This window comes from Spirosoma flavus (assembly GCF_054778555.1).
This window is the reverse complement of the sequence record NZ_BAAGZL010000009.1, coordinates 21,914-43,861: the sequence shown is the minus strand read 5'-3', so window position 1 is coordinate 43,861 and position 21,948 is coordinate 21,914. Positions and strand designations below refer to the sequence as shown.

The following is a 21,948-nucleotide window of genomic DNA, read 5'->3' as shown; positions in this document are numbered from 1 at the left end:
TACATCATTTCTGTAACTTACCGGCTGATTAATCCGAACAAATGGCGAAAAAACCTACGTCTCCAGCCTCAGCAACAAAACCTGTCAGTAGTTTTGGGAAAGTGTATGATCTGCTTCGTGAAAAGTGGCCGGAATACGTAATAGAAATCCTGGTTATTATTTTCAGTATTACCATCTCGTTTGCATTTGACGAGTGGAAAGATGGACGGCAGAAAAGAGAAACCGAGCAAACGTATTTGAAAGGTCTTTACACTGACATTCAGACGGATATGAACCAGCTAAACGAAGTGATGGACGAAACACGGCAGGTCATACAAAGAGCCAAAAATCTCACCGAGTTCAATATACAGCGGCCAGATGCTACGTATAAGCAGTTGACCGATGACGTTCGGTTTGTGTTTAAACGTCCTCGTTTCATTGCCGAAGACGCTACGTTCGCCGATCTGAAGAGCACCGGCAATATGCAGGTAATCAGCAGTCTACCTCTCAAGAAAGCCCTCTTCGATTATTATAAACAGTATGAAACCATTATTCGGGTCGAAACTGCGGAGTTAGAAACTACGAATGCAATCGTTGGCCCTTATATCCTGAATCGGATTTCACTGGGCAAACCAGCAGATAATACATCCAAAACAGCCTTGGCGTTAATCACGAACGACGTAGCGTTTCAGAATACAATATTGGTTCGGCGCACCACGCGTGAAGAGTTACTCCATGATTATCAGGAAACTGCTACATTAGGCAAGCAAATTTTAGCGTTAATCAAAGCTAAACTGGAGTAGCGTTAATACAGTCTCACTACGTTCATAGGAAATAAACGTACCATTCAATTATCTAAAAAAACCTATCCCCGCTCAGACTGAATTTAGCCAAGCGGGGATAGCTTTTTTAATCAGGCGTTTAGCCCTCAAATCACAAACACAAAATCTGTTTACGGTTTGATGATCTTCACAGTTTTCACCTGATTTTCTGAACGAACCTGCAAAATCAGCACATTCTGACGCGTGTTGAGCGGCACACTCACCTGTTCTACAGCGCCTGCCTGCTCAATTACGTTCTGGTGCAACAAACGCCCTTGCGTATCGACCAATCCAAGCTGCACCCGTTGGCCAGCAACACCCCGAATTTCGACCTGAGCCGAGTGTCCGGTAACCGGATTTTCCAGCACCGTCACCATCAGACCTGTCCCCTCTTCGGCAATGCCCGAGCGTGTGCTTGCGTTACAGGCTGCTAACCAGTTATACGCATAACTTGTCTGTGCATTACCCTGCTGAGCGCGCAACTGAATCGTCGCATTGTCGGTATAGAGTTGCAACTGATAAGGCCCCGACGCGGTTGTAGGCAACATCTCATTCACTACCGAGAAACTTACCGGATTTCCGTTCAATCCATTGTATTGGGGATTGAAGGTAATCGAACGACGGTTTGCGCTTATGGTCACACAACTCAGCGTCTGCACGCCAGAGATGAAGAAACCGCTAGGCGCATTGGCCGGATTGACCGTCAGCGAGAAAGTCGCGCTTACACTCAATCCTTGCGGGTCGGTGGCTGTCACGGTCACGTTGCTCACACCCGTCAGGCTAGGTACACCGCCAATCTGATTGGGTTGCGTGAAATTTAGGCCGGCTGGTAATCCACTCACACTCAGCACCAGACTATTTGGCGTCTCGTTATCAGTGAAGGTATTTTGCGGAATGGTATAGCCAAAACCCTGACCAACTACTGCCACCTGATTCGTCAGCGGCTGATTGACGCGAGGGGCCGTATTCGGCATCGGATTGGAGCAGGCTGCCAACCAATTGTAGCTGTAGCTCACTTCACTTGGCGTATTGTTCTGCTTAGCTTTTAATACGATCACCGGATTGTCGTTGTACAACTGCAACGAATATGGTCCCGGCTCGGTAGTTGGGAACAACTCGTTGACTACCGAGAAACTGATGGGTTGCCCGTTGGTACCACTATAAACTGGTGTGAAGCTGATAGCGTAACGGTTAGCCGAAATCTGCTGACAATTGTTGGTCGTTACCGACGTAATTGTGAAAGAGCCAGTAACCGGGGGCGACAGAATCGATATGAGGAAATCCGTACTGGCCGATAGCCCACCAGGGTCAGTAGCCGTCAGAGTTACGGTAGTAGCACCCGTTTGAGAGGGCGTTCCCGAGATTACACCATTCGCCAGCGTCAGTCCAGCCGGTAAGACACTGCTGGTGAGCGTAAGAGAATTAGGTGTCTGGGCATCAGTGAATACCGCACTCACACTCAGATTGAAAGGTTCACCTTGGTAACCCTTGAAATTACCAGGTGGATTAGCTACAGTTGGGGGCGTATTGGCAGTGGATGGAGCAATTACGCTTAACGAGAAAATACTGATCGCACTTAGTCCTTGTGGATCAGTGGCCGTTACGGTTACTGAGCTCACCCCTATCAGACTAGGTACACCACCTATCTGATTGGGTTGAGTAAAGTTCAAGCCCGCCGGTAACCCGCTAACACTCAACACCAGACTGTTAGGCGACTCATTATCCGTGAAGGTAGTCTGCGGAATGGTGTAGCCAAAAGCCTCGCCAACTTTGGCGATCTGATTACTCAAAGGCTGGTTGACCCGTGGCGGTGTGTTCGGCATGGGGTTAGAGCAGGCTGCCAGCCAGTTATAGCTGTAACTAGCCTCGCCCGGTGTACTCCCCTGCTGGGCTTTTAACGTAATGACAGGGTTATCGGTATACAGTTGCAACGTATACGGCCCCGGTGCGGTAGTTGGAAATAACTCATTGACCACCGAGAAGCTAATGGGCTGTCCGTTCGTGCCGACGTATTGGGGAGTGAAGTCGATGACGTAGCGATTCGCCGAAATCTGCTGACAGTTATTGGTCGTTACCGACGTAATAGAGAAAGGACCAGCAGGACTTGTCTGCACGACCGTTATGGAAGCTACGCCCTGACAACCACCGGTAGTTCCTGTAACAGAGACTACTCCAGGCGTATTGACCACAATCGGGTTGGTACCAGACCCGGTTGACCACAAATAGGTTGTTGCCCCGCTAGCGGTCAGCGTAGCACTTTGGCCGGCACCGATGGTTAGCGAAGGGTTAGCTGTGATCGTTACTGTTGGCACTGAGCTATCCTGCACAACCTGCGCTGAAGTTGTCGTCGTACATCCATTCCCCGATGTTAACGTAACGGAGTAGTTCCCTGCCGCTGTAGCTGAGATTGAGGAGGTAGTGGCTCCGGTATTCCACAGATACGTTCCCGTACCGGTAGCACTCAGGCTCACCGACGACGTAGCGCAGCTTAACGTAGCACTGGTAGGCGAAATACTCACCATGGGCACCGAGTTGTCCTGCACAACCTGCGCTGAAGTTGTCGTCGTACATCCATTCCCCGATGTTAACGTAACGGAGTAGTTCCCTGCCGCTGTAGCTGAGATTGAGGAGGTAGTAGCTCCGGTATTCCACAGATACGTTCCCGTACCAACTGCGCTTAGACTTACTGACGACGTAGCGCAGCTCAACGTAGCACTAGTGGGTGAAATACTCACCGTGGGCACCATGTTATCCTGAAAGACTTGGGCCGAGGTTGTTGCCGTGCAACCGTTACTGCCCGTCAAAGTAACAGAGTAGTTGCCCGCGGCTGTGGCGGAGATGACGGACGTAGTGGCACCCGTGTTCCACAGATACGTCCCCGTACCGGTAGCACTCAGGCTCACCGACGACGTAGCGCAGCTCAACGTAGCACTAGTGGGCGAAATGCCCACTATGGGCACTGAGTTGCCCTGAATAACCTGAGCGGAGGCAGTAGCGGTACAATTGTTGCCTGTTGTCAACGTAACCGTATAAGTGCCCGCTGCCGTGGCCGAAATGGAAGGCGTAGTAGCTCCGGTGTTCCATAGATACGTTCCCGTACCGGTAGCACTCAGGCTCACCGACGACGTCGTGCAAGTTAACGTCGTACTACTTGGCGAAATACTCACGGTGGGTACTGTATTATCTTGGAGAACCTGGGCCGAGGCCGTCGCTGTGCAACCGCTACCCGTCGTTAACGTGACAGAATAGGTATTGGCCGCTGTAACGGAGATGGTTTGCGTGATGTCTCCCGTACTCCAGCGGTACGTTCCCGTACCGGTAGCACTCAGGCTTACCGACGACGTAGCACAACTCAACGTAGCACTACTTGGGGTAATGCTCACGGAAGCTACCGTGCTGGTTTGTGTCACCTCAACGGATGCCGTATTCGAGCAGCCGCCCGAGCTGGTAACCGTCACGCTATAAAGGCCAGGTGAGTTCACGGTGGCGGTGTTACCCGTACTTCCGCCAATCTGAATAGCCCCGTTACTAAATGCGTAAGTATCTCCGGAAGATCCGCCACTCGCCGTTAACGTAACGCTTGTTGCGGAGCAGGAAAGCGGGCTGCTGGCCGACAGAGAAGCACTGAGTGCACAGGGAATGACGACATTGAATTCCCGGCTGAACTGAATTGGATAGCTCTGCCCGGCATTGACCGAAAATGTTATGGTTAATGAATTGGCATTACTTACGGCCACAATGTTGGCCACGTTTCCTGTTCCCGAGGTCGTCGATATCGCGCTCGTCGGGCCAGCAACGCTCCAGGAAACTATAGAAGATGTACCTGCATTGAGCGAGAATGACCCCGAGTTCGTTACAACGTTCTGACCATCAACTATCGGTTTTACGCTATTCGTAGTAATGTTACCCACGTTAGTAGGATCCAGCCAGTTGCTCAACCGGGTCGATGCCGTACCTCCACCTGTCCAGGATGTAAAGAAACGGCCATAATAATCAGATCGGTTCGCACCCGTCGCACTACAAGTAGAAGGTCCGCCATAAAGCTGGCCAACAACACGCCGGTTACCATCAAACAGAGGAGAGCCAGACGAGCCTGGTTCTGTAACGCCCTTATCATTCCAGTACGCATGTAAGCAGCTAGCTCCTCCATAGGTAGCGATTTCAGTATCGGCATTCGTAAACGATATCTTTTTAACATCGCCTGAAGGATGATGTATACCGAATGAATTGCTGACATTTCCACTGGCCCGGTTCCAGCCGAGATACGTCCCACTCGCGTTGGCAGGAATCTGCTGCTTTAGCTCCCTCAGCGCTACATCTGAACCACCATAACTTGACAGGATATCTACACCATTCATGGTAACCACCTGAGCAGGTGCCGATGTTGGTGTACAATTTGGACTTTGGTATTTGAATCGAACCAACGTATTAACACCAATTTGGCAGTGATTAGCTGACAACAGAAATGAACGAAAACTCTGACGGCTATCATTCAGGATCGACCCAGTACAAAACGCACTAGCATCCTGAGCAAGGAGAATAACGACTCCATCTCCAGAAGGTTGATAGTCAGGGAAGCAAGCCATATTGACATTACAACTGCCCGATTCATTAAGATTTGCCTGAACTTTGAATACGTCTCTGTACCCATGGACCACGCTACGCAGGTGTATCTGACTGGCCGATGGCGCATTGAGCGGCTCACGGAGTTCCAGAATCATGCGATCACCCTGAATCAGATCAGTCCAGAACTCGCTACCCTGAGCATTTTGCTGCTGGGTAATCGGCCCGATTCGCATCGTTACCTTAGGGTCGTAGAGATAAAGTTCTGCTCCTGGTATTAATTGAAACTGATCAAAAATCAGGTTAATTGAATACGCTCCTTTCCCGTAAATCTCATAGCGATAGATCCGGTTTGTTGATGTTATGCTCACACCAGCCACCTGGAGTAGGTTGATATTGACGGGGATGTTGGCACCAAATCGGTAGGGGCCATCTGCTTTGCTTCGTTGAATATCGGCTGCCAGGTAGCTGGCAACGTCTACGTCTGGCAGGGAAAAAGAATTAATTGGGCTGGTCGGTATCAGCTGACTACCCGGCGCAAATCGCTGCGTAATTATCTGCGCTTGTGTTAACTGAAGCGCGCTCACCAGGGTCAATAGCAAGCCAGTCAAAAAAAGACGGGTCGTTGACCGTTGAGAAATTTTGGAAATGAAAGTAATCGGTACATCCTGTTTCATGGGCGAATAAGTTCAAAATGTAATCACTAAAAGCTAACTGCTTTTCAGTTAGCCACTGAGTTAAAAGAAGCTGATTATTAAACTAGTAAATGAATATTCACTAATTTTTGAAAAGAGTAAATATGAAGGTATTTACTTTTCTTAATGATACAAAAATATCCAGAAAAACTGGCAGAATTAGCTTTTCTGGATATTATGAAATCATTACCCTGATAAAGGTGCATAGAAATAGCCCACAACCTTTCAAGATAGAAGGCTGACAAAAAAAATTCAGCAGCTACGTATTATTGATTGAGTTGGGGTTTCGACAGTGTTCGTCTAAAGCCCCAACTCCCTTAGGTGAGAGAAATTTGCCGACTCAGTCGTCGGTTATACAGATCGAGTTGCTCGTCGCTACCGCTATTTTCGCTGTTTTCTAAAGCTGCCAACGCTACTTTAGAACGGTCGCGCTCGGCAGCCGCCTGCGCTTCAAAGGCCATTTCCTGACGTAGATAATCGACCGTTTCCCGATACTGATTTGTTTCATCGACGAGCAATAGTGTCAATTCACGCGCGTATGTTTCGTTGTCGGACGACACCAGCAAGTTATTGAATTGCCGGGCAAAATCGCCGTAGGTATACGGCTCTGTTCCCTTATCGACTGATATCTGAATCTGTCGGTACGACTGGGATACAAAATATAAAACCTGATTTGCATTACTCATTATTGACAAATTCGCTGTGGTTGGCTGCTGTACCAAATAAAAAAAGGCCTGCTAGTTACGTATTTATCAATTACAGGCAAAGCCAAAAGAATGTTCGCTGAACGTAGCGTTTTCTATCAAAATGGAGATAATACGTTCAGCGCTGCTACGTATTGCAGGCATGACAAGTGAAAAACTGCTACACAATTTGTAGAGAAAAGTAAACAGAAACTCAAGCATTACTACGTTAAAACACTCACTATCAGAGCTTGGCACGGATTTGGCTCCGTAAAATAGCATCACGCTACTGCCTATACTACGTCCCATCCCATCTTTCTACCAACGTAGCGTTTCAGATTTCTTAGTTCTCAGTTAAAAACAACAAACATCATGACAACTTTGGCAGAACGAATTTCAAGCTTCTTCAGCGGAAACGATTCCACGACTGACGAAGGCTTACGTGACTTGTTTATCAGTGAATTAAAAACTGCCTACTACCTTGAAAAACGTGCCGTTCATGCTCTAGCCGAGCAGGCCCAGGCCAGCACCACCAGTGAGGTGGGTAACCTCTTTCGCCAGCACCAGACCGAAAGCGAAACACAGGTAGAACGGCTGGAGGAGATTTTTAAAATCATCGGTATCAAAACCGAAGAGCACACGTCTGATGCTATCGACGGTTTGATAAACGACGCCCGACACGTTATATCCATTACGCCCAAAGGGTCGCTTACGCGCGATGCCGGACTAATTATTGCCGCTCAAAAGGTTGAACATCTGGAAATTGCTACGTATGGGTCGCTGGTAACGCTAGCCCGTGTGCTCGATTTCACACAATCGACTGAATTACTGGAGAAAACACTTCAGGAAGAAAAAGAAGCTGACAAAAAACTAACGATGATAGCTGAGTCTTTCATAAACGACCGATCGAAAGCAGAAGAAGACCAACATGCTGGTAGTCATCATGCTAGTCGTCATGAAAGCCATACTCCCGACGTTACGTCAGGCGGCCCGTTAGGAGTTTGATACGTTCCAATTTGCTTCTATCGATAAACCCAGCTACCGATGACGTGGCTGGGTTTATTGGTTTGATACGTTTCGTTGCCCATCGCCGTCCAGTAAGAAAATCATACGCTTCCCTATTGTGTGCTGCTACTTTTACGGCCATAACTAAAACACACAACTACTAATGGCAAACGAAAAAACAGTTCTTGATGAATGGGCGGTAAAAGATCTGGAAGACGGCTCTTCGCTAAAAGTTACCGTTGTTAGCTGCACCGAACTGGGCAACCAGTCGCTGCCCGGCCTTCAGGTATATTACATGGGCCAGATCATTAATTATGAACCACTTGCGGTTGAGCGATTAGCTTATCAGGCATCAAAGAAAGGTGTTACTGATTATCTGCTCGAAGATTATTCCTGGATGTTTCATAATGATCAGTTCATCAAAAATTACCTGGTGATTGATTCTCCTTTAAAAATAAAAGTAGAAGTAAAAACGCGCTCATCGAAGGTTATCAGCAAAACCTACGATCTTCCTTTTGACGTCTAGCACCCTCTAAGCTTATAGCTGCTTTTCTGACTAAGCGGCCTGTCCTCGAGTCGCAACACTCGACAAAAATTGCTCGATTCGGTCAACGGAATGATTGACATCCCAGTGCTCACGAACCATTTTTCGGCCATTAGCCGGTAAGCGTTGAGCCAACTTCGGATATGTAAGAATTTTTTCCAGCGCCTGAGCAATTTCGCCCGTGTCGCGGCTGGTGAGCAGGCCGTTATAATTATTACGTACCATTTCACGCACCCCGCCTTCTCCAACCAACACCACGGGCAACCCGCAGGAGTTTGCCTCCAGCGGAGCGTAGCCAAATGGCTCTAGTGCAGATGTATACAACAGGCAGGTGGCCGTATCGAGCAATTGTATCAATTCTTCGTGCGGAACGTACTGATGCAGCTCAAACAAACACTACAACCAGCTCTTTGCTTAATGCATGAAGCGCTTCCTGGTAGCCTTTTCGGGCAATATTGCCCACCCAGAACAGCGGGGGCCGCAGGACTTCTGGAATTCGTGCGATGGCCCGGATGGCCAGATCCGGTTGTTTGGGCGGGTTAAATGAACCCAAACCCATCACAAATGGCTGACGAGGCTGATCGAACCAGGGAAACATGGTCTGGTCAATACCTATATAGGTCAAAATCCAGAAACAATTAGCGCTCCAGATGCTTTAACAATCATATTATGTTACTAATTTCAGTTATAAATTTACAAATTTTATTGATTTTACTTTTCGTCAACACTAAAATCAGAACGTAGTAGCTTTAGTAGTCTTTTTTCTTTAGTCTGCAAACAAACTACTATCAGGATGACCACTACGTTACGTTTCCGATTCATGTCTGCTCTCCTGGCCCTATTCTGGGCCCTGTCAACGGCTCAGGCGGCTGGCCCCATGACTACCGTGTCGCAGCTAACTGCCGACTGGCAACGAGCCAAAGACTACACTAAAGAGTATCTGGATGCGATGTCTGAAGATGGTGTTAACTACAAGCCAACACCCGAAATCCGGAGTTTCGCCGATCAGATGCTGCACCTGGCTAATGCGAACTACAATTTTGCAGCTGCTGCCAGTGGCAAAACCAATCCTTTTCAGGGCAAGAAGATGGAAGAAATGAGCGAGCTTAAAACGAAAGCCGCGCTCACAAAAGCCGTTATGGACAGCTATGATTTTATGATTGACGCCGTCAAAGGCATGACCGATGCGCAATTGGCCGAAAACGTGAAAATGGGCCAGCGCGAAATGACCCGCGAGGTAATCCTGGCTAAAGCATTTGAACACCAGACGCATCACCGCGGTCAGACTACCATTTACATTCGCATGAAGGGCATTAAGCCTCCCAACGAAAAGCTGTTCTAAGAATTCTCGACGAAAATGGGCGTTTGTCTTATTCGCTGATAAGGATAATACAAACGCCCATTTTTCATTACGTAGCATTTCGCCTTAACAAGACCAAAATATTGGTTGTTAAACAAGTATCTGTTAATCAGTATCCTGCTTAAAACTAACCTCTACGACTATGAACGCAAACTTGGAATTTCTAAACCCGGACGAATTACTGAAAAATCCTGCTTTCTCTCAGGCTGTCATTACGAAAGGAAATGGGCGTACAATTTATATTGGCGGGCAAAATTCCATAACTAAAGACCTGGAAATTATTGGCAAAGGAGATATTACATTACAGACCGAGCACGTGTTAAAAAACATTGAAACAGCTTTAACCGCCTGCGGTGCTACGTTAGATGATTTGTTTAAGTTGACCATCTATATTGTACAAGGTCAGGATATTCGGAAGGGTTTTGAAGGCGCTCAGAGCTTCTTGAAAAAATTAAGTAATCCGCCCATTATTTCTGGAATTATTGTGGCAGGTTTAGCCAACCCGGATTATTTAGTTGAAATTGAAGCTGTTGCTTATAAAAGTGAGTAATGAAGAACGAGCTTTTTACTACGTAGCGTTATCGCTTTTCAATACGTTGTAATTCATCCAGCAAATATTCCAGCCCATTCAACCGGATTTCGTACATGGTTTGGAGCAGCATACCAAGCTTGCCCGCCGGAAATCCTTTTTGCACGAACCACTCCAGATACGATACCGGCAAATACCGAATCAACTGTCCCTTGTGTTTCCCAAACGGCATCTGATAACGTAGCAACTCCTTCAGCAACTGCGGGTTGCCCATCTGTTGATCTTCATTCATAAGTCAATTTTGTTAACGTAGCAGACCGATTATCCAACGGCTGATTCCAGCAGACGGATCGTGCCCGACGTAGCGTCGATTTCGGTATCGATGCCCAGTGGAACGGTAAATTTATCCTTGATGTGACCAATCATAGCACCCGAAAAAGCGGGTTTGCCCAGCGGTACGATATGCTCCGTTATAATATCTTCCATAGTTAGCGAGCCATACCCTCCGCCCGTAGGTTCGCAGTCAGTACATTTCCCGAACACAAAACCGGCTATTTGGTCAAGGATTCCCGCCAGCTTGAGGTGCGTCAGCATCCGGTCCATCCGGTACACTTCTTCGTGTGTATCTTCCACAAACAGAATCGTATTTTTCCAATCGGGCAGGTACTGCGACCCAATCAGATGACTCAGCACCGTTAAGTTACCTCCTACCAATCGTCCGCGGGCCAGTCCTGCTTTGATGGTCGTAATACGATCCTGCGTTTGCGTAAGATTATCGCCCTTGTTTACTGGATTTCGCATCGTTACCTGCTCTCCTTCCATCAACGTCCGCTTAAACCAGTCGACAGTAAAGGCGTTGAACGTAGCAGAACCGACGGGGCCGTGCACAGTTACCAGTCCAGTTTTAGCGTAAATAGCCAGCAGTAACGCGGTGATGTCGCTATAGCCAATCAGTAGTTTTGGATTGCGTTGAATTAACGAATAATCGAGCAGCGGCAGCAGCCGAGCGCACCCCCACCCACCGTGAATGGCCATTACTGCTTTCACACTACGGTCATCGAAAAACGCGTGCAGATCAGCCACTCGGTCGGCATCCCGCCCGGCCAGATACCCGTAGCGGTCATAAATATGCGGCCCCAGTTTAGTCTGAAAACCCAGCGCCTGTAGCGATTCCTGTGCAATCAACACGGTTTCGCGACTGAAAGCCGGTGCCGCCGGACAAAATAAACCAATGGTATCGCCCTGCCGAAGTCGGTCGGGTTTAATGACAGGCGGAGGAGTTTGACTGGCAGCCAGCGACACCAAAGGCGACAGGCTGGCAACCTGCAAAAACGAACGACGTGAAGGCATCAGGCAAGTAACGTATCAATCATGGATGCAGAAATATAGCCGAAAACAACCGATTGGACAAACAGCCAGTGATACGTTGCGTGCCAGTTTAGGTTGTCGCTGTGAGATTTTATGTGACTCCGCAACGGTAAATTTCATTACGTTGAAAAAAATCTATTGTCCTAATTCCTCGACCGTTACTAAACGAAGAGCATGCAAAGCGCCTAGCCATTTTAACGGTTTTTGCTTGTGCTTAACCGTTAAAATGACCACTTTATTCTATAAAAGTAATGCGCTGATGATTGACAATTTAGAAGACAATCCGCCCATTTTTCGGCGATAGCAAGCCATACAAGCACTTTTCAACTAAACCTTTCTGGCTAAACGTTGTCTTATTATCGTTAATGCAAGTTTTAACCTAACTGAAAAAAGACGATGAAAACGTTCCATTCTTTTGCCGCACTTCTGGTGTTGACGGGCTTCATCATTGGCTTTTCAACTGAAGTTCAGGCCCAACGTGGCTGGAGTCCACAAGCTAAAGGGGCTGTTATCGGGGGCGCAGCCGGTGGTGCCGCAGGTGCCATTATTAACAAACGAAATCGTGTGGTGGGTGGCGTGATTGGCGGTGTCGTAGGTGGTGCCGCTGGATACGCTATTGGAAAACATAAAGACAACAAAAACAAAGAAGCCGCTCGTGTAGCTGCCGCCCGCGCTGCTGCCGAACGGGAACGCGAAGCTGCAATCGCCCGACGTGCACGAGAACGGGAGGATGCAGTTGCCGAGAAAGACCGGGCTGTTGCAGCCGCCGTTGAACGCGAACGTGCGCTCCATGCCAAAGCCAATGCACCGGTAGCTGCGGTTGCCGCCGTAAAACCAGCAACGGCCAGTGCTACGTCGGCTGTACCTTCAATGCTGGCCACCAGTACGTTATCGCTTGATGCGCCATTCCTGCCAAATGCTACCTACGGTGATCAAAACACGGCTTATCCCTCGTCGGAATACAGACGGAAAAGCTGGTAATACGTGAGACCCCGACAGGCTCTGGCTGTCGGATTAGCGCCAGCAACTTATCGACTAACTACAATCTATCCGGCAGCTAGAGCCTGTCGGGGCCACTAACCACTGTCCAACTTTTGTCATGAAAACCACGAAACTCATCCTATATACCTTGCTGTCGACGGCTCTGTTTACGGGCTGCACGAAACAGGAAGAAGCTGTTAATATTCAAGCGTTGAATCAACAGTTTATTGGCGCCTGGAACAGTAAAAACGCCGATCAGATTATTTCATTTCTGGCCGAAGACGTACATTTTCTCCAAGGAGAAACGCACTTCAACGGAAAATCAGAAGTAGCCGAAAAATGGGTGCGCGCTACGTTACCCAGTCTGAACGACCTGAAAACGAACGTAGTAAGTTCCGCTACGGACAATCAGACGGCTTACGAAGCCGGTACGTTCTCCGTTGATGTACTTCCTGAAACGGGTCAGCAAACGCGCGGTTATGGTGAAGGCAACTTTATTCTTCTCTGGAAAAAAGGGACTGATAATGCCTGGAAACTCAGCTACGCCCAACTGGAAGACCTGCCAGTACATATTAAACAGTAACTATCTGACTACCAATACGTATCGCCCCGTAACCAGCGCTGGTTACGGGGCTTTTTTTTGTAAAAGACTGGTAACGTATCAATCGATGAAACATACGTGGGTTAACGAGAGTTAGGCCATGTATACCATTCATTGCGACACTTTTTTTCATGAAACGATTGCTATTACCTGTGTTAACTGGTCTGTCATTGCTGTTGCTTCAATGTCAGAAAAAAGAACCTCGCGCCCCCGCAGCCACTGGATTTGACCCGCCAATTCAGGAGCGAGTTTCCTACGTAGCTGGCTCTATTACGTTCCAGTTGAAAGAATTGCAGGATAAAATCAACCGCGAACTCGACCCGGTTCTGATTGGAAAAAGTAACGAAAAAGGCGAGAATAAAGGCATTCTCTCCTTTCGGGTAAAACGCCTTGGCCCCGTTAAGGTACAATACGCTGACAATCAGATAAGTTTGTCGGCACCGCTGCAAATGTGGCTGACGAAGCCGTTTAGTAAGGATACTACTCCCCCCAAGAAGCAGTTCAGCGCCTTACACGTCAATTTTAAATCGCCAATTTCTGTAACGCCCAATTGGCGGCTCGCCAGTCGAACCAAATTCGCTGAATATCGCTGGATCAAGGAACCCGATATCCGGTTGCTGGGTAAGAATATTTCGCTGACGAACATGGCGCAGAAAATCCTTGAAAAATACCAGTCATCTATTGAAACTGCCATTGATTCAGCGCTTTACAAAGATTTGCGACTCGACCGGATGGTCCGTCCCATTTGGCACGATTTACAGAAACCGTTACTCATTGACAAAGACTTTGGATTATGGCTTCTGCCGACGCCCATTAGTGTTGCAGCCAGTAACGTAACGGGTAATGCCAAGTCGTTAACTACACATTTGCGAATTGCTTTCAATACTAAAACTGAAATAAAGCCAAAGACGCCGTCGCATCCGGAAACGCCGTTACCACAGTTACAGAAACGGGAAAAAGTTGACTCAACGTCAGAATTATACGTACTAAGTTCGATTCCGTACGCCGATATCAACCGGATGCTAGCCATCCATATTGGCCGGGAGCCCCAAAAAATGGCTTTAGGTACTGTTACGTTGAAAGGAGCCACTGTTTACGGCGGTCAACGCGCGCTGATTATCAAAGCTCAAGTTGATGGGCTTCTTAATGGCACGGTATATCTGAAAGGTCGCCCGATGTTTGATACAGCCAGCAATACGCTACGTATCAACAATCTTGATTTTGACGCCGAGACAGGAAGTTTACTGTCAAAAGACACGGGCGCAATCTGGCACGAAGGTCTTCGTAAGATCCTGGGTGAATTAGTAACAATCTCTTTGGGTGATGAGATTAAGCAGCTTCCGCAAATGATTGATAAAGCGTTTGAAAAAGGTAAGCCCGGACAAAAAACTGATCTGGGAATTCGGACCTTTAAATTTACACCCGAGAACGTAGCAATACGGCCTGAGGTGATTCAGGTAATGATTCGGGTACAAACGAAAGTAGGGATTCAGGTAAATAAATTATAAGGTACGTTAGCTGCGCTTTTTTCGAATTGCTACCATACGTTTTCGCGTGTAGCCAACTGTATTTTCGGTGGGAGTTTTCTACGTCAAATTGTTAACATACTACGTCTCGTGACGTGGCTAAAAACCGAATAACGTAGTGATTTATTGCTACACGAAGCAACCTTCATAGGTAAATGAAACGACTCAGTGGCTTATTGGGGCGTACTTTATTGAATTTTTCAAACGCTGTTTCAGAATGTCTTATATCCCCAAATCTACCTCTCTGTTCCGCGCTTTTTTGCCCGTTGCGCTGGGTATTGCTACGCTTACCCAGACCGTTGCTCAAGTGGGCGTCGGTACCAAACCAGCAAAAGGCGCCGAAGTACTGTTCGATGGCTCGCGCAAAATGCTCGACGAAAAATGGACCTACTGGCAAGGACCGCGGCTGGCTGCTACGTTGCCGATCAAGTGGCAGATTGAAAAAGACCCCGCCGGTTCCGGCACGGTTATGAACACCAACGACCCTGCGGCTGCGGGCGGCAAATACGGCTCGGCTGATATTGTAACGAAAGAAGCCTTTCGAGATTTCCGGCTGCACATCGAATTTTACATCAGCAAACCCGGCGGTAATAGTGGCGTTTACCTACAAAATCGCTATGAAATTCAGGTACTTGATGGCGATAGTACAACGCACGGCCTGGCTGCGGTTATTAACGAAACGCCCTCGCCCTATTATGCTTACAATGGTGTCGGTAAATGGAATGCTTACGATATTCTGTTTCGGGCTGCCCGCTTCAAGGATGGAAAGCGCGTTGAACCGGCTATGGTAACGATGTATTTCAACGGCAAGAAGGTTCACAAAAACCATAAAATCAGCCAGGTTTGGGGCGGGCCTAACTCTGGTATTGATGGCGGGAATGATGGTGGCAAAGGCATCACCGACACGCCCGGCGGTCTGAAACTGCAAGCCGAAGGTCACGATGTTCTTTACCGCAACATCTGGATTCAGAAGCAGGATATCAAGGAGGCCAATACTGATTTTTAATAAATAATATTCGCTTTAGGCTTAAGTGCCCACTTTTTTGCCTGTACGTTCCAACTCTTGCCAGATAGATACGGTCATTATACTGTCAACATAGTCAATCACTAAACAGAAAAAACTATGAACATGGTAAAAATGACCGGTCGATTAGTCCTGACCGCTGCCCTTGGCCTGAGTCTGTTCGCTTGTAATCAGTCGAATGTTCAGCCTGATCAAACATCGCCAGCACCGACTATACAGGCGATGCGTGCAAGTATGAGTTCACTGGAAGGAAATTGGGTCTTAACCAACTACAAAAACGATCCACTGGCCTCGGCCCAGCAAAACCGCGCTACGTTAAGCTTTCAGAATCAGACGGGCGATGAAATGCAGATAGGTGGCCGAAGTTTCATTAATCATTACGGTGGTACGTTTGAAGTTGATGAACAGAAGGGCCTGATTGTCTCGACCGATGATATTATTTCGACGTTAATGGGTGGTTCTGAAGCCGATATGAACGCCGAAAATAAATACCTGGACCGCTTGTCGAAAGCTAAATTTTTTGAGTTGTCAGGTACGAATCAGTTGACGTTATACGTCGGCACGAAAGATAGCCCTACCGAGGTTATGTATTTCACGCGCAAATAATGAACGTTTGATAACTAATTATCCCCGGATCGACTGCTTACGCTACGTATCCGGGGATATGTGTTTCGGCTACTTTTCGATTGCCACTCTGTTATCGTTTACCGCAGATCGCGGTTTATTTCATTGAGCAGATACGTATTGGGGTCGTTGAAATACTCCCAGAACATAACACCCGCCATGTCTTTCTTTTTAACGTAGCGGCATTTTTCTTTCACCGATTGCTCATCATCGTACGAAACAAAGCGTTTCAGGCTGGCATTATACAGATAAGGCGCCCGTGCATGTAGATCCCAGTAACGTTTATAGGCTGGATTAGTGAGCAAACTGTCTCTGATAAACGTGTATCCCCCACCCCGTTCAACTTTCGCAATTGTCCGTGGAAGGAGTTCAGGATCATCATTTTGCAGTTGCCAGGCCCGCCCGTAGAACGCAATTCCCAAAACTAGCTTTTCGGCTGGTACACCTGCTTTCTTGTACAGCTTCACAGCATTATCGCCCGAAGACTCATTCTCAATTTTACCCGTCGGGTACAGATTTGTGTGATGCCCCGCCAATGGCCCACCGGTAAAATGGTCGTAGGACATGACGTTTATGTAATCGAGATACTGTTGCGCCTGCCCCATCTGGGTGTGCGTAAAAATTTCGGCGAAACCAGGCAGGGCGGTTGTCACTACGTATTCTTTGTTCGTTTGCTGCTTGAGGATGTTCAGTTGCTCACGTAACGACTTGAACAGTAGCGTAAAGTTTTCGCGGTCTTCGGGTCTGAATACGTTGTCTTCGCCTTTCATACCCGGATATTCCCAGTCTATGTCAACCCCGTCGAGTTGGTATTGCCGAACAATATCGACCGCTGAAGCCGCAAAAGCTACTCGTGCCGTATCGCTCAACACGGCATCAGAAAAGTTCTCGCTCCAAGCCCATCCGCCAATGGAAATCAGGATTTTAAGATCAGGATTTCGGGTCTTGAGATTATACAGATTTTTCAGATTGGTTGTGTCGGTAGCCAGGTTATGCAGCCACGCACGATTCTTTCTGACATCGACAAAAGCGTAATTGATATGCGTCAGTTTTTCCACCGCAATTAAATCTGTGTTTATCAGACCCCGGAAACCACCTACATAAGCGATAACAACCGGTTTAGTTTTCGGATCGGGTTTAAAGCCAGCGATCAGCCCGAACGTAACAAATACAATGCTGAGGAGAACAGATAATCGAATCATCAAACGAAAAGGTTTAGACAAAAAATAGCCGTTACATAAAGCAAAAATCGGCTTAAAAATAGCGTCAGAAATCAGAACGATACGTATCAATTTGACCATTCAGGCGCGTTTCACTACGTCATTTTTATCCCACAAAAAAGTTGTCGGAATACTCCTCCTTATTGTCGCAATTGGCCATCTGCCGATTGATAGAGCAGTTGTACCTTTGTCATGTAAACAACTAAACAACAATTACTTATGGCAACCAAAATCTTTTTAAACCTGCCCGTTAAAGACCTTAATCAATCTGTTGAATTCTTCACTAAACTCGGCTATTCGTTCAATCAGCAGTTCACCGATGAGAAGGCTACATGCATGATTATCAGCGACGATATCTACGTAATGCTGCTGGTGCAGCCCTTCTTCAACAGTTTTACCAAGAAGGAGACTGCTGATACGTCAAAAGTCTCGGAAGCAATCATTTGTTTATCCGTCGAAAGCCGTGAAGCTGTTGATGAAGTAGTTCGTAAAGCCGTTGCGGCTGGAGGATCAACAATCGAAGAAGCTGACGACCAAGGTTTTATGTACAGTCACGGGTATCAGGATCTGGATGGACATCTCTGGAACATACTTTATATGGAACCAGCAGCGGTAAATCCGGCCTAATCAAAAATACATGACGTAGGATGTATGATGTATAATCGCTGTAGTTATACATCATACATCCTACGTCATGTATTATTGATTACGAATAGTGAGCTTGTCTACTTCCAGCTCACCAATCCGTAGTTTGCCAATATATCCTCGCCCTAGACGCAACTGTCCGATAGCCAGTGCGCCAATTGCAACAGCACCCATCGCTACGGCACCAACAGCCAGCGCGCCAACCGCCCATCGACCAACAGCTACCTGCCCAATGGCCCGTTTTCCTAACCGGAGTGGAAATTTGAATCGTTTCATAGCTTTTTTAAGGGAAAACTTATCCTTCACGGGTAAGGTTTTATAGTTTTATTGTGTGGCCGAATAAATTCCTGCTTACTGAAATTCAGTACGTTTAGTCAATCTCATCCACCTAGGCTGCTACGTTTTGACGTAACAGTTTTTCTGTATTCGGGTGGAGACAAACCCCAGGTCAATGAAAACCTTTTATGCTATTCTGGCCAATTCGCTGGCCGCATCGCTAACGAATAACTTTGTCTGGTTTGCCGTTACGTTCTGGGTGTATCTGGAAACCAAATCGGTGGTTGCTACGTCGATTATGGCCGGTATTTACTCAGGAACAGTGGCGCTTTCTGGTTTCTTTTTAGGCTCACTTGTAGACCGTTACAAGAAAAAAATAGCGATGATGGTATCCAGTATCGGCTCGCTTGTTTTGTATGGTGTAGCCTATATTATTTACGTTACCACTCCCGAAAAGATATTCTCCAATCCATCCAGTCCGATTTTGTGGACTTTTGTCGTCTTATCGCTCATCGGTGCGATTATCGGCAACATTCGATCAATTGCTTTATCTACGCTTGTTACAGTATTGATTCCCGAAGGCGAACGGGACAAGGCCAACGGCATGGTGGGCACCACAAATGGCGTTTCGTTCCTGATTTCGTCGATATTCAGCGGACTTGGTATTGGTTTTCTGGGAATGTCGTGGACGCTGGTAGTAGCAATCGGCTTGACAGTGCTGACGCTGGTACATCTATGGCTGTTGGCAATTCCCGAGAAAGGCATCGTTCATGTTGAAGGACAAACCAATCACATCGACATTAAGGGAACGATACGTGCTCTAAACGGCATGCCCGGCTTATTTGCGCTCATCTTTTTTAATACGTTCAACAACTTTCTGGGGGGCGTTTTCATGTCGCTTATGGACGCTTATGGATTATCGCTGGTGACGGTGCAAACGTGGGGTATTTTATGGGGCGTATTGAGCCTGGGGTTCATCATCGGCGGGCTGATTGTCGCGAAAAAAGGGTTGGGTGCACAGCCGCTACGTACCCTTTTTCTGGCCAACATCGTGATGTGGACCATCTGTGTTTTCTTCACCATTCAGGCATCGATTGTCCTGTTGGCGATAGGCATGTTTACATATCTCTGTTTGATTCCGGTAGTCGAATCGGCTGAGCAGACGATTGTTCAAAAACTGATTCCGCCCGAGCGTCAGGGCCGCGTTTTTGGCTTTGCGCAAAGTATTGAACAGGCTGCTTCGCCCATAACCGCCTTTGTGATTGGTCCCATTGCACAGTACATTTTCATTCCCTTTATGACAACCGGAGCAGGCGTAGCACTCATTGGCGATTGGTTCGGCACCGGAAAAGACAGAGGTCTTGCTCTTCTGTTTACGGTTACCGGCATCATTGGGCTCATCGTTACGTTGCTGGCGATGAAATCGGACGCCTATAAAACCCTGTTAACCAACTACCAAAACGCCAATAGTGACGAGCCACAGCCTGAAACGCTGAAGATGACTTAAAAATGTTATAGAGTTGTAAGGTTATAGGATTGTAAAGTAGGGGGCACATCCCATAAAACTTTACAACCCTATAACCTTACAACTCTATAACATTTTTAAGCTATTTCTCAAGAACTGACGTCGGCTTACCAGGTTCGGCCACGAAGAAGACTAGTAATTTGGCGGGATTTGTTGGGTGCGTATTCCGGGCTGAACTGTGCAGGCCATTGGTGAATTCATAAAACGTATCACCTTTCTTGTATATATGGGTTTTCCCCTCGAAAACTGATTCAAGTTCACCCTCCAGAATGTAGCCAAACGTTGGGCAGGGGTGGCGGTGCGAAGGCGACGCACTATTGGGCGGATAATCAACAATAAGCATCTGCACTTCCCGATTGTCGATGCCTTTTTCATTCAGCAATTGCTGAAGAATAATATTTCTGCTCACTTTCGACGGAGCCGAAGCCGCACTATGATCATGTTGTGCAAAGAGCAGTGTGCAGGGAGTTAAAAACAGGACAATAAGTAATGTTTTCATCTGAAATAAGGAGGAATAGGTAGTATAGACAGAAAAAGGTTTTATCTGGCAATAATAACGTAACAACCGCCTGATTACAAATCGAGTAACATTACTTAACCTACCGAGCTACGTCGATTTTATACTTCTTACCCTTCATTTTTTCGTCCTTTATCCGGTTGAGCAACGTAGTGACTTTTTCGGTTTTCACAGCGGCAAACGAGATGAAATCCTTTACTTCAATTAACCCCAGATCACCTTTCTCGAGCTGCCCTTTCTGACTGAAAAAACCGACGATATCGACTTTATTGAGCTTGTTCTTTTTGCCACCACTGATGTACAACGTAGCAAAATCCGGTGGTTTAGGTAGCGTTAAATTATTAGTTGGGAGTTCCAGAATTTCAACCGAATTATCCAGATAAGACGGGCGCGGTTCATCCTGATGCAGAATTACGTAAGCCGTTCCTGACGCCTGCATGCGGGCTGTCCGGCCGTTGCGATGAATAAACTCATGCGGATGTGCGGGCAAGTGATAATGTATTACGTGTTTCATCTCCGGAATATCCAGCCCACGCGCGCCTAAATCCGTCGTGACCAGATACCGGACGCTGCCGTTCCGAAACCGGATCAGGGCCCGTTCGCGGTCGTCCTGTTCCATACCACCGTGGTAGAACGTAGCATAAATACCTTTTTCGGTCAGCAACGTACTGGTACGTTCGGCCGCTTCGCGATGGTTGCAGAAAATTAGTGCCGCTTCCGAATTCAATGAGCAAAGCAACCGAAACAACGTATCGATTTTGTCCTTCGCTTCCGAATAAATCAACTTGACAGCTAACTGGGACGGTACGTCTTTTTCGGGCGTAAATGTCAACGTAGCCGGATTATTGAGCCGGATAAACGGCGGAATACTAATACCCGACGTAGCAGAAACCAGCACCTGTTTTCTGAGATTCGGCACGTTTCGGATTATGAACTCCATTTCATCCTGAAAGCCCAGTTCCAGTGATTTATCGAACTCATCAAGCACGAGCGTTTGTATCCCCTCCGTCGAAAAAGTGTTACGTGAAATATGGTCCGTAATACGTCCGGGCGTACCGATGAGCAAGGCGGGTGGACTGCTCAGATTCTTTATCTCAGTCTCCATCGGATGCCCTCCGTAGCACACATTGACTTTATAACCTGTCGCCATCTTTCTCCAGACCTGCTCAATTTGCATGGCCAGTTCACGAGTTGGTGTCAGGACAAGGCATTGCACCGACGTAGCAGCGGGCTTAAGAAGTTGGAGAACAGGCAGGAGGAACCCGATGGTTTTGCCGGAGCCCGTTGGGGCTATCAGGAACGTATCATTGTTCTGGTCAATGGCTTTCTGAGCGGCCTCCTGCATTGGGTTCAGAACCGAAATGCCCAGGTTTGCCAGAATTTGTGCTTGCTGCTGTTGGGATATCATGCCCTAAAAGTAAGGCGTTACGTTCATTTCTGGTTAGTAAAGAATTAGCTGAAG

General features: G+C 47.3%; 22 protein-coding genes. 12 read left to right on the top strand and 10 right to left on the bottom strand.

From position 1 onward, the window contains the following. The first annotated feature begins 41 nt into the window (after positions 1–41). Positions 42–782, top strand: a complete 741-nt coding sequence (locus tag ACYVF1_RS29985; protein ID WP_461085991.1) for a hypothetical protein — start codon at positions 42–44, stop codon at positions 780–782. Positions 783–931: 149 nt separating this feature from the next. On the opposite strand, the gene ACYVF1_RS29980 is transcribed toward ACYVF1_RS29985, so the two are convergent. Together ACYVF1_RS29980 and ACYVF1_RS29975 are read right to left on the bottom strand one after the other, a co-directional pair. Further along, entirely contained in the window at positions 932–6,040 is a 5,109-nt protein-coding gene (locus ACYVF1_RS29980; RefSeq protein WP_461085989.1) for a putative Ig domain-containing protein, read from the bottom strand. Positions 6,041–6,375: 335 nt separating this feature from the next. Next, positions 6,376–6,744 carry a hypothetical protein gene (locus ACYVF1_RS29975; RefSeq protein WP_461085987.1) on the bottom strand — a complete coding sequence of 123 codons (369 nt, stop codon included), beginning with the start codon at positions 6,742–6,744 and terminating at the stop codon, positions 6,376–6,378. Between the two features lie 369 nt (positions 6,745–7,113). Here ACYVF1_RS29975 and ACYVF1_RS29970 point away from each other — a divergent pair, with 369 nt between their 5' ends. Both ACYVF1_RS29970 and ACYVF1_RS29965 read left to right on the top strand, forming a co-directional pair. Then, on the top strand, positions 7,114–7,746 hold the full coding sequence (locus ACYVF1_RS29970; RefSeq protein ID WP_461085985.1) for a YciE/YciF ferroxidase family protein: 633 nt from the start codon (positions 7,114–7,116) through the stop codon (positions 7,744–7,746). A 163-nt stretch (positions 7,747–7,909) separates the two neighbouring features. Continuing rightward, complete coding sequence (locus ACYVF1_RS29965; RefSeq protein WP_461085983.1) at positions 7,910–8,272, top strand: hypothetical protein; 363 nt, start codon at positions 7,910–7,912, stop codon at positions 8,270–8,272. A 30-nt stretch (positions 8,273–8,302) separates the two neighbouring features. Here ACYVF1_RS29965 and ACYVF1_RS29960 read toward each other — a convergent pair whose 3' ends face one another. Beyond that, the gene (locus ACYVF1_RS29960) at positions 8,303–8,683 is read right to left on the bottom strand and encodes a glycosyltransferase family 4 protein (RefSeq protein ID WP_461085981.1); all 381 of its coding nucleotides are present in this window, start codon (positions 8,681–8,683) and stop codon (positions 8,303–8,305) included. Further along, positions 8,676–8,915: a hypothetical protein gene (locus ACYVF1_RS29955; RefSeq protein ID WP_461085979.1), complete on the bottom strand. Its 240-nt coding sequence runs from the start codon at positions 8,913–8,915 to the stop codon at positions 8,676–8,678. The genes ACYVF1_RS29960 and ACYVF1_RS29955 overlap by 8 nt, the downstream gene beginning before the upstream one ends. Before the next feature lie 168 nt (positions 8,916–9,083). On the opposite strand from ACYVF1_RS29955, the gene ACYVF1_RS29950 reads away from it, so the two are divergent. Both ACYVF1_RS29950 and ACYVF1_RS29945 read left to right on the top strand, forming a co-directional pair. After that, complete coding sequence (locus ACYVF1_RS29950) at positions 9,084–9,632, top strand: DinB family protein (RefSeq protein ID WP_461085977.1); 549 nt, start codon at positions 9,084–9,086, stop codon at positions 9,630–9,632. Positions 9,633–9,792: 160 nt separating this feature from the next. Next, complete coding sequence (locus ACYVF1_RS29945) at positions 9,793–10,200, top strand: RidA family protein (protein WP_461085975.1); 408 nt, start codon at positions 9,793–9,795, stop codon at positions 10,198–10,200. Positions 10,201–10,228: 28 nt separating this feature from the next. Here ACYVF1_RS29945 and ACYVF1_RS29940 read toward each other — a convergent pair whose 3' ends face one another. Together ACYVF1_RS29940 and ACYVF1_RS29935 are read right to left on the bottom strand one after the other, a co-directional pair. Continuing rightward, complete coding sequence (locus tag ACYVF1_RS29940; RefSeq protein ID WP_223834022.1) at positions 10,229–10,471, bottom strand: DUF3820 family protein; 243 nt, start codon at positions 10,469–10,471, stop codon at positions 10,229–10,231. 29 nt (positions 10,472–10,500) lie between these two features. Then, positions 10,501–11,529 carry a S66 peptidase family protein gene (locus tag ACYVF1_RS29935; RefSeq protein ID WP_461085973.1) on the bottom strand — a complete coding sequence of 343 codons (1,029 nt, stop codon included), beginning with the start codon at positions 11,527–11,529 and terminating at the stop codon, positions 10,501–10,503. A 414-nt stretch (positions 11,530–11,943) separates the two neighbouring features. Here ACYVF1_RS29935 and ACYVF1_RS29930 point away from each other — a divergent pair, with 414 nt between their 5' ends. The 5 genes from ACYVF1_RS29930 to ACYVF1_RS29910 all read left to right on the top strand — a co-directional run bounded on the left by ACYVF1_RS29930 (position 11,944) and on the right by ACYVF1_RS29910 (position 16,285). Further along, positions 11,944–12,528 (top strand): glycine zipper domain-containing protein, encoded by a 585-nt coding sequence (locus tag ACYVF1_RS29930; protein WP_461085971.1) that lies wholly within the window; start codon positions 11,944–11,946, stop codon positions 12,526–12,528. Between the two features lie 118 nt (positions 12,529–12,646). Continuing rightward, positions 12,647–13,111: a YybH family protein gene (locus ACYVF1_RS29925; RefSeq protein ID WP_461085969.1), complete on the top strand. Its 465-nt coding sequence runs from the start codon at positions 12,647–12,649 to the stop codon at positions 13,109–13,111. 149 nt (positions 13,112–13,260) lie between these two features. Beyond that, a complete protein-coding gene (locus ACYVF1_RS29920; protein WP_461085967.1) occupies positions 13,261–14,637 on the top strand; it encodes a DUF4403 family protein in 1,377 nt (458 codons plus the stop codon). Positions 14,638–14,872: 235 nt separating this feature from the next. Continuing rightward, complete coding sequence (locus ACYVF1_RS29915) at positions 14,873–15,661, top strand: 3-keto-disaccharide hydrolase (RefSeq protein ID WP_461085966.1); 789 nt, start codon at positions 14,873–14,875, stop codon at positions 15,659–15,661. 117 nt (positions 15,662–15,778) lie between these two features. Further along, positions 15,779–16,285: an META domain-containing protein gene (locus ACYVF1_RS29910; protein WP_461085964.1), complete on the top strand. Its 507-nt coding sequence runs from the start codon at positions 15,779–15,781 to the stop codon at positions 16,283–16,285. 98 nt (positions 16,286–16,383) lie between these two features. Here ACYVF1_RS29910 and ACYVF1_RS29905 read toward each other — a convergent pair whose 3' ends face one another. Continuing rightward, positions 16,384–17,505, bottom strand: coding sequence for a glycoside hydrolase family 18 protein (locus ACYVF1_RS29905; protein ID WP_461085962.1), 1,122 nt, complete (start codon positions 17,503–17,505; stop codon positions 16,384–16,386). 237 nt (positions 17,506–17,742) lie between these two features. On the opposite strand from ACYVF1_RS29905, the gene ACYVF1_RS29900 reads away from it, so the two are divergent. Further along, positions 17,743–18,150, top strand: a complete 408-nt coding sequence (locus ACYVF1_RS29900) for a VOC family protein (protein WP_461085960.1) — start codon at positions 17,743–17,745, stop codon at positions 18,148–18,150. Positions 18,151–18,222: 72 nt separating this feature from the next. Here the strand turns inward: ACYVF1_RS29900 and ACYVF1_RS29895 are convergent, their stop codons facing one another. Then, positions 18,223–18,444, bottom strand: a complete 222-nt coding sequence (locus ACYVF1_RS29895; protein ID WP_461085958.1) for a hypothetical protein — start codon at positions 18,442–18,444, stop codon at positions 18,223–18,225. A 175-nt stretch (positions 18,445–18,619) separates the two neighbouring features. Here ACYVF1_RS29895 and ACYVF1_RS29890 point away from each other — a divergent pair, with 175 nt between their 5' ends. Then, positions 18,620–19,951: an MFS transporter gene (locus ACYVF1_RS29890; protein WP_461085956.1), complete on the top strand. Its 1,332-nt coding sequence runs from the start codon at positions 18,620–18,622 to the stop codon at positions 19,949–19,951. A 100-nt stretch (positions 19,952–20,051) separates the two neighbouring features. Here ACYVF1_RS29890 and ACYVF1_RS29885 read toward each other — a convergent pair whose 3' ends face one another. Continuing rightward, positions 20,052–20,468, bottom strand: a complete 417-nt coding sequence (locus ACYVF1_RS29885; protein ID WP_461085954.1) for a cupin domain-containing protein — start codon at positions 20,466–20,468, stop codon at positions 20,052–20,054. Between the two features lie 100 nt (positions 20,469–20,568). Continuing rightward, positions 20,569–21,894, bottom strand: coding sequence for a DEAD/DEAH box helicase (locus ACYVF1_RS29880; protein ID WP_461085952.1), 1,326 nt, complete (start codon positions 21,892–21,894; stop codon positions 20,569–20,571). Positions 21,895–21,948 lie beyond the last annotated feature (54 nt).

What these genes read in the sequence shown, in the direction of transcription:
- ACYVF1_RS29965 (WP_461085983.1), top strand. Translation starts at nt 7,910, where the DNA reads ATGGCAAACGAAAAAACAGTTCTTGATGAATGGGCGGTAAAAGATCTG.
- ACYVF1_RS29980 (WP_461085989.1), bottom strand. Translation starts at nt 6,040, where the DNA reads ATGAAACAGGATGTACCGATTACTTTCATTTCCAAAATTTCTCAACGG.
- ACYVF1_RS29925 (WP_461085969.1), top strand. Translation starts at nt 12,647, where the DNA reads ATGAAAACCACGAAACTCATCCTATATACCTTGCTGTCGACGGCTCTG.
- ACYVF1_RS29970 (WP_461085985.1), top strand. Translation starts at nt 7,114, where the DNA reads ATGACAACTTTGGCAGAACGAATTTCAAGCTTCTTCAGCGGAAACGAT.
- ACYVF1_RS29930 (WP_461085971.1), top strand. Translation starts at nt 11,944, where the DNA reads ATGAAAACGTTCCATTCTTTTGCCGCACTTCTGGTGTTGACGGGCTTC.
- ACYVF1_RS29915 (WP_461085966.1), top strand. Translation starts at nt 14,873, where the DNA reads ATGTCTTATATCCCCAAATCTACCTCTCTGTTCCGCGCTTTTTTGCCC.
- ACYVF1_RS29895 (WP_461085958.1), bottom strand. Translation starts at nt 18,444, where the DNA reads ATGAAACGATTCAAATTTCCACTCCGGTTAGGAAAACGGGCCATTGGG.
- ACYVF1_RS29910 (WP_461085964.1), top strand. Translation starts at nt 15,779, where the DNA reads ATGAACATGGTAAAAATGACCGGTCGATTAGTCCTGACCGCTGCCCTT.
- ACYVF1_RS29890 (WP_461085956.1), top strand. Translation starts at nt 18,620, where the DNA reads ATGAAAACCTTTTATGCTATTCTGGCCAATTCGCTGGCCGCATCGCTA.
- ACYVF1_RS29905 (WP_461085962.1), bottom strand. Translation starts at nt 17,505, where the DNA reads ATGATTCGATTATCTGTTCTCCTCAGCATTGTATTTGTTACGTTCGGG.
- ACYVF1_RS29985 (WP_461085991.1), top strand. Translation starts at nt 42, where the DNA reads ATGGCGAAAAAACCTACGTCTCCAGCCTCAGCAACAAAACCTGTCAGT.
- ACYVF1_RS29885 (WP_461085954.1), bottom strand. Translation starts at nt 20,468, where the DNA reads ATGAAAACATTACTTATTGTCCTGTTTTTAACTCCCTGCACACTGCTC.
- ACYVF1_RS29940 (WP_223834022.1), bottom strand. Translation starts at nt 10,471, where the DNA reads ATGAATGAAGATCAACAGATGGGCAACCCGCAGTTGCTGAAGGAGTTG.
- ACYVF1_RS29900 (WP_461085960.1), top strand. Translation starts at nt 17,743, where the DNA reads ATGGCAACCAAAATCTTTTTAAACCTGCCCGTTAAAGACCTTAATCAA.
- ACYVF1_RS29975 (WP_461085987.1), bottom strand. Translation starts at nt 6,744, where the DNA reads ATGAGTAATGCAAATCAGGTTTTATATTTTGTATCCCAGTCGTACCGA.
- ACYVF1_RS29950 (WP_461085977.1), top strand. Translation starts at nt 9,084, where the DNA reads ATGACCACTACGTTACGTTTCCGATTCATGTCTGCTCTCCTGGCCCTA.
- ACYVF1_RS29935 (WP_461085973.1), bottom strand. Translation starts at nt 11,529, where the DNA reads ATGCCTTCACGTCGTTCGTTTTTGCAGGTTGCCAGCCTGTCGCCTTTG.
- ACYVF1_RS29920 (WP_461085967.1), top strand. Translation starts at nt 13,261, where the DNA reads ATGAAACGATTGCTATTACCTGTGTTAACTGGTCTGTCATTGCTGTTG.
- ACYVF1_RS29945 (WP_461085975.1), top strand. Translation starts at nt 9,793, where the DNA reads ATGAACGCAAACTTGGAATTTCTAAACCCGGACGAATTACTGAAAAAT.
- ACYVF1_RS29880 (WP_461085952.1), bottom strand. Translation starts at nt 21,894, where the DNA reads ATGATATCCCAACAGCAGCAAGCACAAATTCTGGCAAACCTGGGCATT.